Origin of the sequence: Klebsiella spallanzanii (assembly GCF_902158555.1) — a bacterium.
Taxonomy (GTDB): Bacteria; Pseudomonadota; Gammaproteobacteria; order Enterobacterales; family Enterobacteriaceae; genus Klebsiella; species Klebsiella spallanzanii.
In genome coordinates, this window is the sequence record NZ_CABGGS010000001.1 from 173,712 (window position 1) to 185,779 (window position 12,068).

The window sequence follows — 12,068 nt, forward strand, 5'->3', positions numbered from 1 at the left end:
GAGATCCATGCTCATCGCATGCTGAATTAACACCCATTTTTTGATGAAAATGTGATCAAGCCTATGGACGCCAGTATACTCGATTCTTTATCTTGTTCAAACATTCGGATGTTTGAATGTTTGAACGATTACACTACCGCAGGAGGCATCGTGAACACCCCAACAATCGATACCGAAGAGATCAGTTTTCAGATAATTGCCTGCGCTGGTGATGCGCTGAGCAAAATGCATCAGGCTCTGGCATGCAGTAAGGCAAAGCAGTTTTCCGAAGCCGCACGCTTTATGCAGGAGGCCAACGCAAGCCTGAATGAAGGCCACAATTCGCATACGCGCTTACTGGTCGCCGAAAGTGAAGGTGCCTGCGCAAGCTATTCCACCCTACTCGCCCACGCCCAGGATTCCCTGATGAATGCCCTGCTGGCGCATACCCTTTTCCAGGAATTTATCGAAATTTATCAGCAACTACACGGAGCCCACGATGAATCTTTCAACGTTAACGCATCTTAATATTTTGCTGGTTTGCAACCTTGGCGCATCCACCGGCGTCATGGTGAGTAAAATGCGCACCATCGCCGCCGAGAGCGAAAAGCTACGCAACATTAAAATAAAAATTGAGGCCCACCCGGCAGGGTTACTGGTCGAGAAAATCAGTGAATTTGACGTCGTGCTGCTGGGGCCGCAAATCAAACACCGCCTGGCTGAGCTGGAGGCGATTTGCCATCAGCATCAGCGCCCTATTGGCGTCATCGACATCCGGGATTACGGTACCGTCAATGGCGGCAACATACTGAAAACCGCCATTCTGCTGCGTCTGGGCCGGGAGACAAACGCATGAGCCGCGCAAATTCCTTTATCACGTGGCTGGAACACTGGTTAACACCGGTTGCCGCCCGCATAGAGAGGCAACGGCATATCTCCTCTATCAAAAACGGCATGATCGCGCTGATGGCGGTATTAATGGTCGGATCCATCTCGCTGATGTTGATGGGGATCGGCGGTATGTTTCCCCAGGGTAGCGCCATCAGCCTGTGGTTCAAGCATTACAACAGCCTGATTAGCCTACCGTTCCAGTTCACCTTTGGCCTGCTGTCTGTGTATTGCGCCGCCTCGGTCGCCTGGCATCACGCCCAGCAAATGCAGGTTCCAATCCTGCCTGCGATCACCGGTTCAATGATGGCGACCCTGATGCTGAACGTCAGTATCGTTGACGGTAAAATGGTAACGGATTATCTCGATTCACGGGGGTTATTCGTTGCGCTGATCGCGTCGCTCTGCACCGTCGAATTAATGGCATTTTTTATTCGCAAACGTATCACCATTCGTATTAACGGCCTGCCCGCAGGCATCGCGCAAACCTTCGAGTCAATTATCCCGTTGCTGGTTTCACTCGTTGCCGCCACGCTGGTACAGGGGACCGTCACGCATTTATCCGATGGGCTAATCCTGCCTCAAGTATTGATGAACGTCCTGGCGCCGGCCTTCAACAGCATCGATACCCCGCAGGCCGTCTTTCTGATCTCATTTCTGGAAATGGTCTTCTGGTTTATCGGCCTGAACGGCTACGCCATTATTGTCGGTGTGGTGCTGCCCTTTATGACCCAGTACCTGGCGGAAAACGCGGCCGCTTTCGCCGCTGGCGCGCCGATCCCACACGTATTCGCACCGAACTTCTGGGACTATTTTCTCGGTTTCTCTGGCTCCGGCATCACCGGCGCACTGGTGATATTAGCGTTGCGCAGCCGCTCTCAGGAGCTACGAGCCGTCGGTAAAGCCGCCGTCGTTCCGGCTATTTTTACTATCTCCGAACCGGTGGTCTTTGGCCTGCCCGTCGCCTGGAATCCCTGGTTCTTTATCCCCTTTGTGCTGGGTACGCCGACGATTGGCGTCATGAGCTGGTACATCTTCCATTGGGGTTGGGTGCGCCCGCCGGTCACCAACGTCGGCGCAACGCCCATTCCGCTGGCGCAGTACCTCTCAACGATGGACTGGCGGGCGGTCATTCTGGGATTTGCCATCCTCGGCATAGCCACACTCTTCTACTACCCCTTCTTTCGGCTTTACGAACGCAGCCTGCTGCAAAAAGCACAGCAGCAAGATAGCCGCCAGGCAGCCTTCGATAGCCTGGACCTGGATTTTTGATTGAGAACTAAGGATTAGAGTATGCATATCTATACCCAAGAAACGGAGTCGCAATTAGCACAGGCCATCAGCCTGCGCATTATCGAGCAGCTCCAACAGCGGCCCGATAGCCTGTTATGCCTGGCGGGAGGAGAAACCACGCTACCGGTGTTTCGCGCCTGCGTCGCTGCGCAGCAGGCAGGGAAAGCGGATTTTAGCCGCTGTCGTTTTGTCAGCCTTGACGAATGGATCGGCCTGGGCCGCGAGGACACAGGCAGCTGTCTGCAAACGCTGAGCGATGAGCTATTTCAGCCGCTGGCGTTGAGAAGGGAACAGATCTTTTTCTTCGATGGCAAAGCTGCCGATCTACAAAACGAGTGCCGGAAAATCGACGCGACTATCGACGAGCATGGCGGTCTCGATCTGGTGGTGCTCGGCGTGGGCATGAACGGCCATATCGGATTCAATGAACCCGGCGTCAACTGTGAGCAAAACAGCCATATCGAACCGCTTGATGAGGTCACCCGCACCATCGCCCCGAAGTATTTCAATCGCCCGCAGCCGGTCACCCAGGGCATCACTCTGGGCATTCAGCAGCTGCGAGCGGCGCGACAGATTTTGCTGATGATAACCGGTGCCCACAAAGCAGGCATCGTTGAACAGTTTATCAGCACGCCGGTTGGCCCACATTTTCCCGCCAGCCTGCTGCGCGACCTACCGCAAACGACATTCTGGACAGATAGAGCTATCCCGCACATCACCGAAGATCGGGAGGAAGCGTGATGAAACAGATAGCGCTGCGCGGCTGGCATGATGGCAAACCGTTCTCTTTCTCCTGTAGCCAACTGGTACTCGGCTCGGCGAACTGCTTATGTAAGGATCGCCGGGAGGAAGCCTTTGCTCTTCTGGACGCCTTTTTTGCCGCTGGCGGCAATACTTTTGATGTCGCACGCCACTACCGCGCCAGCGAAACGGTACTGGGCGTCTGGATTGCCGAGCGCGGCCTGCGCGAGCAGGTACGGATCATCACCAAAGGCGGCCACCCTACGCGCGAAGATCCCGATCGCTCCCGCGTTAACCCACGCGATATTGACGAAGATATTTTCACCAGCCTTGAACAGCTTCAAACGGATTACATCGACCTGTACGCCCTGCATCGGGACGATACCCGCGTCGAGGTTTCATCGTTGATGGCCTGCCTGCACGAACACGTCAGTAAGGGCAGAATACGCGCCATTGGCGTGTCAAACTGGTCTCAGGAGAGAATCACCGACGCACAAAATTTTATTGCGCGCCATCGGCTTACGCCATTGAGCTTTAACAGTCCGCAGTTGAGCCTCGCGCAAAGCCGGGTCCCCCGCTGGCCGGGATGCGTTAGCGCCGATTCGCAGATGCAGGCCTGGCACCAGCAAACGCAGCTCCCGCTCATCGCCTGGTCTTCGCAAGCGGGAGGGTTTTTCTCCGGGCTTTACGGGCCGAACCGGCTTCCTGAAGAGCAGGAGATGGTGGATGCCTTCTGTTTTGACGGTAACTGGCAGAGATTAAGCCGCGCTCAGCAGCTGGCGCAGCGTAAAAACGTTAACGCCATTAATATCGCGCTGGCCTGGGTACTGGCCCGACCCTTCCCCTGCGCTGCTATCGTCGGCCCTGAAACGCCCGCGGAATTAGCGGACTGCCTGCGCGCGGCAACGCTAGAGCTAACGCCAGAAGAACTTTACTGGCTGGAAACAGGAGAAAAAGCATGAACAGCGGAAAATTTGCCGTACAACTCTATACCCTACGCCACGCGCTTACCGAGGACTTCGCCGGAACATTGCGTGAAGTAAAAAAAATGGGCTGGCAAGCGGTACAAATTGATGGGCTGCGTGGACACAGCGCAGAAGAGGTCAGCGCTGCGCTACATGAAACCGGTCTGAAGGTTGCCGGAATGCATATCAGCCCACAGCGGATGGTGAATGACCTGGACGCCGTGTTTATGAGGGGCTGCTGTTCGGCACGAAGACCATGTTTTGTCACTATCTCGAACCAGAACGGCAAAATGAAGCTGGCTATCGGGAGATTAAATCGCAGCTACTGGCCGTTGCCGATAAACTTGCCCCGCTCGGCTGGCGCGTCGGCTACCATAATCACGAATTTGAGTTCCAGTCGCAGGTTGATGGAATTATCGCCCATGACTACCTGATGGCGCCGGAAAATAACCGCTGTTTGTACCCGGAGATAGACACCTACTGGGTAAAATACGCCGGATTCGATCCCCTTAACTGCATCGAAAAATACCCATATCGCATCCCTGTCCTCCATCTAAAGGATATCTATGACAACCCGGCTCTCGGCTACCCGGAGTCGCTAGCCGAGATTGGCCGTGGGAGTATTGATTTTCTGCCCATTCTACAATGGGGCGAACGCTATGGCGTTCAGTATTACGCCGTTGAGCAAGATATATGCCCCGGCAACCCGCTGGATAGCCTGGCGATAAGCCTGGAGAATTTACTGCGGCTTGCGGAAAAGTGCGCCTGATAATAGAGGAGTCATACCATGAGTTATCTACAAGCATATATTCGCATTCGTAACCCCAGCGGCCTGCACGCCCGGCCTGCGGCGCAGTTAGTCAAAACCGTTAAAGCACTGGATTTCCCGGTGGAGATTGCCCATACGCGGCATCCGGAACGCTTCGTCAATGCGGGCAGTTTAATGAAGCTTCTCAGCCTCGGCGTCAGCCGCGGCGATGAGATAATTGTGCGCCTGCCCGCCGGGAAAGAGGTGGAAATGTTCAATTTACAGGCGTTGATTAATGCCGGGCTGGGAGAGAACATCGATTAAACACGCTTTTCCTTCTCGAGAGTGGCGTAAGCCCATAACTTCCGGTAAAAATTGAAGACAACTCTTGAGAAGGAATTTATATGATTGATTTACGCAGTGATACCGTCACCCGCCCGAGCCGCGCCATGCTGGAAGCGATGATGGCCGCCCCGGTCGGGGATGACGTTTATGGTGATGACCCAACCGTTAACGGACTCCAGCGCTATGCCGCCGAACTGGCGGGCAAAGAGGCCGCGATCTTCCTGCCGACCGGTACTCAGGCCAACCTGGTCGCTCTGCTCAGCCACTGCCAGCGCGGCGAAGAGTATATCGTCGGCCAGGGCGCACATAACTATCTCTACGAAGCTGGTGGCGCAGCAGTACTTGGCAGTATCCAACCGCAGCCAATCGACGCTGCTGCGGACGGTTCCCTGCCGTTGGATAAAGTCGCCGCCAAAATCAAACCGGACGATATCCATTTCGCCCCAACCCGGCTGCTATGTCTGGAAAATACTCATAATGGCAAAGTACTGCCGCGCGAATACCTCCATGATGCGTGGGAGTTCACTCGCCAGCGAGGCCTCGGGCTGCACGTTGACGGCGCGCGTATTTTTAACGCCGTAGTGGACTATGGCTGCGAGCTGCGCGAAGTCACCCAGTACTGCGATTCGTTCACCATTTGCCTTTCCAAAGGCCTCGGCGCGCCGATAGGTTCACTGCTGGTGGGGAGCCAGGAGTACATTCGCCGCGCTATCCGCTGGCGGAAAATGGTCGGCGGCGGGATGCGCCAGGCAGGAATTCTGGCTGCGGCGGGCCTGTATGCGTTACAGAACAACGTTGAGCGCTTAAAAGAGGATCACGACAACGCCGCGTGGATGGCGGAGCAGCTGCGCGCTATCGGCGCTGACGTCACTCGTCATGACACCAATATGCTATTTGTCCGCGTCGGCGAAGAACAGGCTGCCGCGCTGGGCGAATATTTACGCGAACGCAACGTGTTGATTAATTCTTCGCCTGTTGTGCGCCTGGTCACGCATATTGACGTCAGCCGTCAGCAGCTTGCCGAGGTGGTTCGCCACTGGCAGGCATTTTTAAACCGTTAAGGAGGTCCGGCGTGTCGCAACGAATTCTGGTGCTTGGCGCCAGCGGTTATATTGGTCAGCATCTGGTAAAAAGCCTCAGCGAGCAGGGTTTTCCAGTGCTGGCGGCGGCGCGCCAGGTTGACAGGCTTAAAAAACAGAATCTCCCTGGCGTCGAGTGTCACCCGCTTGACCTAAACCAGCCAGGTGGCCTGCCCGCCCTGCTGACGCAGGCCGACATCGTTTACTACCTGGTACACGGAATGGGTGAAGGCGGCGATTTTATTCAACACGAACGCCAGGTTGCGCTAAACGTTCGCGATGCGCTGCGCGAGACGCCGGTCAGCGAAGTGATTTTTCTCAGTTCCTTACAGGTTGCAGAACAGGAGCAATCCGATCACCTGCGCGCCCGCCAGATAACCGCTGACCTGCTGCGCGAGTCCGGCGTCCCGGTCACGGAAATTCGCGCCGGGATTATCGTCGGGGCGGGTTCTGCTGCGTTCGAAGTGATGCGCGATATGGTCTACAACCTGCCAGTGTTAACGCCGCCGCGTTGGGTACGCTCGCGCACCACGCCGATTGCGCTGGAAAACTTGCTCTACTATCTGGTGCAGCTGCTTAACTATCCGGCCCGCGAGCATCGCATCTTTGAAGCCGCCGGGCCGGAAGTTTTGAGCTATCAGCAGCAGTTCACTCGCTTTATGGCAGTCAGCGGCAAAAAGCGCCTGCTGATCCCCATCCCTTTCCCAACCCGCTGGATTTCGGTGTGGTTTCTCAATGTCATTACCTCCGTGCCGCCAACGATCGCCAAAGCGCTGATCCAGGGGCTTAAACACGATCTGATCGCTGACGATCGCGCCCTGCGGGCCTTAATTCCGCAGCCGCTGATCGCTTTCGATGAAGCGGTACGCCGCACGCTAAAAGAAGAAGAGCAACTGGTGAACTCCAGCGACTGGGGTTACGATGCGCAGGCCTTTGCCCGCTGGCGGCCAGAGTATGGCTACTACCCGAAGCAAGCTGGCTGCACCGTAAACACCTCCGCCAGCCTCGCAGCATTGTGGAAAGTGGTCAATCAAATCGGCGGCAAAGAGGGCTACTTCTTCGGTAACGTCCTGTGGAAAACTCGCGGCGCGATGGATTTGCTGGTCGGCCATCGGCTGGCAAAAGGCCGCCCGGAAAAAGAATATCTGCAGACCGGCGACGCGGTGGACAGCTGGAAGGTGATTATCGTCGAGCCGGAAAAGCAGCTCACCCTATTATTCGGCATGAAAGCCCCCGGTCTTGGCCGTTTGAGCTTTACCCTGCGCGATAAAGGCGACCATCGCGAGCTGGACGTGCGTGCCTGGTGGCATCCGCACGGTATGCCGGGCCTCTTCTACTGGCTGCTGATGATCCCGGCGCATCTGTTTATTTTTCGCGGCATGGCGCGGCGCATCGCCCGGCTGGCGGAGCAAACCACCATCAAATAGAGTATATGCGTAGAATTCTTTCATGATTCTCATTGCATCGTAGTCAGAATCACGGAAAAATGCGCACGAAATTCTTTTGTGAAACAGTGGATCGATATGAAGGTACTGGTTACCGGTGCGACCAGCGGATTGGGCCGCAACGCGGTGGAATATCTGCGTAACAGGGGCATCAGCGTCAGAGCGACCGGGCGCAACGAGGCCATGGGCAAGCTTCTGAGCAAAATGGGCGCAGAGTTTGTCCCTGCGAACTTAACCGAACTGGTTTCCTCTCAGGCGAAAGTGATGCTCGCCGATATCGACACCCTGTGGCACTGTTCCAGCTTTACCTCACCGTGGGGTACCCAGCAGGCCTTTGATTTGGCGAACGTCCGCGCCACCCGTCGCCTCGGCGAGTGGGCGGTGGCCTGGGGCGTGCGCAACTTCGTGCATATCTCTTCACCATCGCTCTACTTTGATTACCACCATCATCGCGATATTCAGGAAGATTTTCGCCCGCAGCGTTTCGCCAACGAGTTCGCCCGCAGCAAAGCGGCAAGCGAAGATGTGATTAACCTGCTGGCGCAGGCTAATCCGAATACCCGTTTTACGATTTTGCGCCCGCAAAGCCTGTTTGGCCCGCATGACAAAGTGTTTATCCCGCGCCTGGCGCAGATGATGCAGCACTACGGCAGCGTTCTGTTACCGCGCGGCGGCAGCGCGCTGGTGGATATGACCTATTATGAAAACGCAGTGCACGCGATGTGGCTCGCCAGCCAACCGCAGTGCGACCGTCTGACTTCGGCTCGCGCTTACAACATCACTAACGGCGAACCGCAAACCCTGCACAGCATTGTGCAAAAGCTTATCGATGAGCTGGGGATTAAGTGCCGCATCCGTTCGGTCCCCTATCCAATGCTGGATATCATCGCCCGCAGCATGGAGCACTTTGGCAATAAGTCAGCTAAAGAGCCCGCGTTCACCCACTACGGCGTCTCCAAGCTGAACTTTGATTTCACCCTTGATATCGCCCGTGCCCGGCAGGAGCTAGGCTACCAGCCGGTCGTCACCATGGATGGAGGGATTATCCGTACCGCCGCGTGGCTAAAAGACCACGGTAAACTGCACTATTAACCGCGACCGTACTTTTCCAGCAGCGCTTCAGCAATCGCCAGCGTTTGGGCATCGGCAACGCCGTCCCAGCGCTCGGGGCGAAAGTGCATCTGGAAAGCCATAATCACCCGCTTCTGCTGCGCCTGGGTCATTTCCGGCGTCACCTGATAGCCGTAGCGGGACAGCACGTCCAGCAGATCTGCCGTTTCGACCGGTTCGTATGACGGACGTCCCTGTAAATAAAACGCCACGCGCTGCGCATCCGGCCATGCGCCAATCCCCTGCTCCGCCAGCCTGCGCCACGGGAAGAGTGGCCCCGGGTCGTCTTTACGCTGCGGGGCGATATCCGCATGAGCAACCACGTTCTGCGGCGCGATGTGGTAGCGCGCAATGATATCTTTCGCCAGCGGGATCAGGGCGTCAATCTGCGCCGGATTAAACGGCATGAAGCTTTTTACCCCCACCGTTTTTTGCCAGCCGCGATTCTCCAGCTCAATACCAATCGAAGTATCGTTAATACGCGTGCTGCCGCGCCAGAAGCTGATACCCGCATGCCAGGCCAGATCCTCTTCCGGCACCAGTTGCCAGATCCGCGGTTTACCGTTGTAAAGCGGCGGTTTCTCCGGGATCAGATAGTGAGAACTCACCTGATTATCCGTCAGCGTCGCCAGCGAAACGTCGAAATCATCGGCGGTGTAGTGGATCACCAGCACCTTGATGCGCGGATAAGCCGCCTGCGCCGGGTGGCGCGTATCCAGCTGATAGCCGTCGCGATCGATAATCCCTTTTTCCGTGGCGCAGCCCGCCAGCAGTAGCGTAAGCAGTACGCCTGCCCGGCCAATTCTCATCGCCGGGTCTTCACCGCAGTGCCGCTGACGCTCACCATCAGCATGCTGCTGTCTTTACCGACGGTTTCGTAATCAATATCAATACCGACTATCGCATCCGCGCCCAGCGCTTTCGCCTGCTCGCTCATCTCTTCGAAAGCGATTTCCCGCGCCTTACGCAACTCCTTTTCATAGGCACCGGAACGACCGCCGACGATATCGCGAATGCTGGCGAAAAAATCGCGGAATACGTTAGCACCGAGAATTGCTTCCCCCGTGACGACGCCGCAGTATTCGATAATCGGCTGACCTTCCAGGGTCGGGGTGGTTGAGAATTGCATGGTGAGACTCCTTCTTTAGCGTTCAATGCGTTAGCTCTAAGGGTCAAGCACAATCCCTATCTGATACACTATGCTTGTAAAGATATTCTAACGTAGTGAGCTTATAAGGAAATCATCATGCGCTACAAAGTTCTTGCATTAGTCCTCCCCTGCGCGCTGGCGCTCAGCGCCTGTACTACCGTCACGCCTGCCTACAAAGATAACGGCACCCGCAGCGGCCCTTGCGTCGAAGGCGGTCCGGATGACGTGGCGCAAAAGTTTTATGACTACCAGGTACAGAATCGCAATAGCGATTTAACCGCGCTGCGTCCATATCTGAGTGACGACCTGGCGAAGCTACTGAACGATGCTCGCCAGGACCCATCAAATCATACCCTGCTGCAGTCTAACCTGTTCTCCAGTAGCACCACGCCAGCCGACAGCGCCAGCGTCGCCAGCGCCTCCACGATCCCTAATCGCGATGCGCGTAATATTCCGCTGCGCGTTGAGCTGAAACAGGGGACGCAAAGCTGGAAAGACGAAGTGCTGATGATTCAGGAAGGCCAGTGCTGGGCCGTGGATGACGTGCGCTATCTCGGCAATAACTCCCATGCGCCGGCGGGAACCCTGCGTCAGAGTCTCGAAAAACGCTAACCGGCGTCGTTGAAGCCATGCGGCCAAACTGATAACCCCGGTAAAATGTCGGCATTTACCCAGCTAATGCCGACATTTACTCCCCTCCCCTTCGTGAACCCATATTTTGTGCTACCTTTAAATGTAAACGTGGTTTACATTTAACTTTTAACGCATAAATATTGCATAACTATTCTGCCAAAGGTACTATTTGCGGCCTCAATTGCTATTTGTATCAGACTGCCCAGATGAGCATTAAATTAAACGGCATTAATTGCTTCTACGGCGCGCACCAGGCGCTGTTCGACATCACGCTGGATTGCCCGCAGGGGGAAACGCTGGTGCTGCTCGGCCCAAGCGGTGCCGGTAAAAGCTCGCTGCTGCGCGTACTCAACCTGCTGGAAATGCCGCGTTCCGGTACCCTGCATATCGCCGGGAATCATTTCGACTTTACCAAAGCGCCCTCTGACAAAGCCATTCGTGAGCTGCGCCAGAACGTCGGTATGGTTTTCCAGCAGTACAATCTGTGGCCGCATCTGACGGTGCAGCAAAATCTGATTGAAGCTCCCTGCCGCGTACTCGGTTTAAGCAAGGATCAGGCTTTAGCCCGCGCAGAAAAACTGCTCGAACGTCTGCGCCTGAAACCCTACAGCGATCGCTATCCGCTGCATCTTTCCGGCGGTCAGCAGCAGCGCGTCGCTATTGCCCGCGCCCTGATGATGGAACCGCAGGTTCTGCTGTTTGATGAACCGACGGCGGCGCTCGATCCAGAAATCACCGCTCAGATAGTCAGTATCATTCGCGAACTGGCTGAAACCGGCATCACGCAGGTTATCGTCACCCACGAAGTGGAAGTGGCGCGTAAAACCGCGAGCCGCGTGGTGTATATGGAAAATGGCTATATCGTCGAACAAGGGGATGCTGGCTGCTTCGCGCATCCGCAGACCGACGCGTTTAAAAACTATCTTTCACATTGATGTTTTCGGGGAAATGACGATGAAAAAAGTACTGATTGCCGCACTTCTTGCGGGCATGAGCCTCTCCGCTACCGCAGCCCAGACCATTCGTTTCGCCACCGAGGCTTCCTACCCTCCGTTTGAAGCGATTGATGCCAATAACAAAATTGTCGGCTTCGATGTCGATCTGGCGAACGCGCTGTGTAAAGAGATTGATGCCACCTGTACCTTTACTAACCAGGCGTTCGATAGCCTGATCCCAAGCCTGAAATTCCGTCGTTTCGACGCGGTTATGGCCGGGATGGATATCACCCCCGAGCGTGAAAAGCAGGTGCTGTTCACCACCCCATACTATGAAAACTCTGCGCTGTTTGTCGGTCAGCAGGGTAAATTCACCAGCATCGAGCAGCTTAAAGGCAAAAAAGTCGGCGTCCAGAACGGCACGACTCACCAGAAATTCATCACCGATAAGCACCCGGAAATCACCACCGTCCCTTACGACAGCTACCAGAACGCGAAGCTGGACCTGCAAAACGGCCGCATTGACGCCGTGTTCGGCGACACCGCTGTCGTTACCGAATGGCTGAAGAGCAATCCGAAGCTGGGGGCTGTGGGCGATAAAGTCACCGATAAAGACTACTTCGGCACCGGTCTCGGCATTGCGCTGCGCCAGGGCAATACCGAGCTGCAGCAGAAATTTAACGCTGCGCTGGAAAAAGTGAAGAGCGATGGGACTTACCAGTCTATCTATAACAAATGGTTCCAGAAGTAACGCTGA

At 55.7% G+C, this 12,068-nt stretch carries 15 protein-coding genes; 13 read left to right on the forward strand and 2 right to left on the reverse strand.

Annotated elements, in window-relative coordinates; genetic code table 11:
* Positions 1-150 precede the first annotated feature (150 nt).
* The 10 genes from FN082_RS00780 (at position 151) to FN082_RS00825 (ending at position 8,575) form a co-directional block, all read left to right on the forward strand.
* A complete protein-coding gene (locus FN082_RS00780) occupies positions 151-507 on the forward strand; it encodes a PTS lactose/cellobiose transporter subunit IIA (protein WP_208431193.1) in 357 nt (118 codons plus the stop codon).
* Entirely contained in the window at positions 479-835 is a 357-nt protein-coding gene (locus FN082_RS00785; protein ID WP_139537124.1) for a PTS sugar transporter subunit IIB, read from the forward strand. The genes FN082_RS00780 and FN082_RS00785 overlap by 29 nt, the downstream gene beginning before the upstream one ends.
* Positions 832-2,139, forward strand: a complete 1,308-nt coding sequence (locus tag FN082_RS00790) for a PTS sugar transporter subunit IIC (protein ID WP_139537123.1) — start codon at positions 832-834, stop codon at positions 2,137-2,139. Before FN082_RS00785 ends, FN082_RS00790 begins: the two co-directional genes overlap by 4 nt.
* A gap of 21 nt (positions 2,140-2,160) precedes the next feature.
* Complete coding sequence (locus FN082_RS00795) at positions 2,161-2,901, forward strand: glucosamine-6-phosphate deaminase (protein ID WP_142980964.1); 741 nt, start codon at positions 2,161-2,163, stop codon at positions 2,899-2,901.
* Positions 2,901-3,863 carry an aldo/keto reductase gene (locus tag FN082_RS00800; RefSeq protein ID WP_139537121.1) on the forward strand — a complete coding sequence of 321 codons (963 nt, stop codon included), beginning with the start codon at positions 2,901-2,903 and terminating at the stop codon, positions 3,861-3,863. Before FN082_RS00795 ends, FN082_RS00800 begins: the two co-directional genes overlap by 1 nt.
* 259 nt (positions 3,864-4,122) lie before the next feature.
* Positions 4,123-4,635 carry a sugar phosphate isomerase/epimerase family protein gene (locus FN082_RS00805; RefSeq protein WP_208436565.1) on the forward strand — a complete coding sequence of 171 codons (513 nt, stop codon included), beginning with the start codon at positions 4,123-4,125 and terminating at the stop codon, positions 4,633-4,635.
* An 18-nt stretch (positions 4,636-4,653) separates the two neighbouring features.
* Entirely contained in the window at positions 4,654-4,938 is a 285-nt protein-coding gene (locus FN082_RS00810; protein WP_142980965.1) for an HPr family phosphocarrier protein, read from the forward strand.
* An 80-nt stretch (positions 4,939-5,018) separates the two neighbouring features.
* Complete coding sequence (gene ltaE / locus FN082_RS00815) at positions 5,019-6,020, forward strand: low-specificity L-threonine aldolase (protein ID WP_139537118.1); 1,002 nt, start codon at positions 5,019-5,021, stop codon at positions 6,018-6,020.
* Between the two features lie 11 nt (positions 6,021-6,031).
* Complete coding sequence (locus FN082_RS00820) at positions 6,032-7,465, forward strand: SDR family oxidoreductase (RefSeq protein WP_142980966.1); 1,434 nt, start codon at positions 6,032-6,034, stop codon at positions 7,463-7,465.
* Positions 7,466-7,561: 96 nt separating this feature from the next.
* Complete coding sequence (locus FN082_RS00825; protein ID WP_142981155.1) at positions 7,562-8,575, forward strand: NAD-dependent epimerase/dehydratase family protein; 1,014 nt, start codon at positions 7,562-7,564, stop codon at positions 8,573-8,575.
* Here FN082_RS00825 and FN082_RS00830 read toward each other — a convergent pair.
* Together FN082_RS00830 and FN082_RS00835 are read right to left on the reverse strand one after the other, a co-directional pair.
* Positions 8,572-9,402: an N-acetylmuramoyl-L-alanine amidase gene (locus FN082_RS00830; RefSeq protein WP_142463818.1), complete on the reverse strand. Its 831-nt coding sequence runs from the start codon at positions 9,400-9,402 to the stop codon at positions 8,572-8,574. The genes FN082_RS00825 and FN082_RS00830 overlap by 4 nt on opposite strands.
* Positions 9,399-9,722: a heavy metal-binding domain-containing protein gene (locus FN082_RS00835; protein WP_112214675.1), complete on the reverse strand. Its 324-nt coding sequence runs from the start codon at positions 9,720-9,722 to the stop codon at positions 9,399-9,401. The genes FN082_RS00830 and FN082_RS00835 overlap by 4 nt, the downstream gene beginning before the upstream one ends.
* Before the next feature lie 117 nt (positions 9,723-9,839).
* Between FN082_RS00835 and FN082_RS00840 the strand changes: the two genes are divergently transcribed.
* The 3 genes from FN082_RS00840 (at position 9,840) to artI (ending at position 12,062) form a co-directional block, all read left to right on the forward strand.
* Positions 9,840-10,355 carry a lipoprotein gene (locus tag FN082_RS00840; protein WP_139537115.1) on the forward strand — a complete coding sequence of 172 codons (516 nt, stop codon included), beginning with the start codon at positions 9,840-9,842 and terminating at the stop codon, positions 10,353-10,355.
* A gap of 227 nt (positions 10,356-10,582) precedes the next feature.
* Positions 10,583-11,311 (forward strand): arginine ABC transporter ATP-binding protein ArtP, encoded by a 729-nt coding sequence (artP, locus tag FN082_RS00845; RefSeq protein ID WP_139537114.1) that lies wholly within the window; start codon positions 10,583-10,585, stop codon positions 11,309-11,311.
* Between the two features lie 19 nt (positions 11,312-11,330).
* Positions 11,331-12,062 carry an arginine ABC transporter substrate-binding protein ArtI gene (artI, locus tag FN082_RS00850; protein WP_139537113.1) on the forward strand — a complete coding sequence of 244 codons (732 nt, stop codon included), beginning with the start codon at positions 11,331-11,333 and terminating at the stop codon, positions 12,060-12,062.
* The last annotated feature ends 6 nt before the right edge of the window (positions 12,063-12,068 follow it).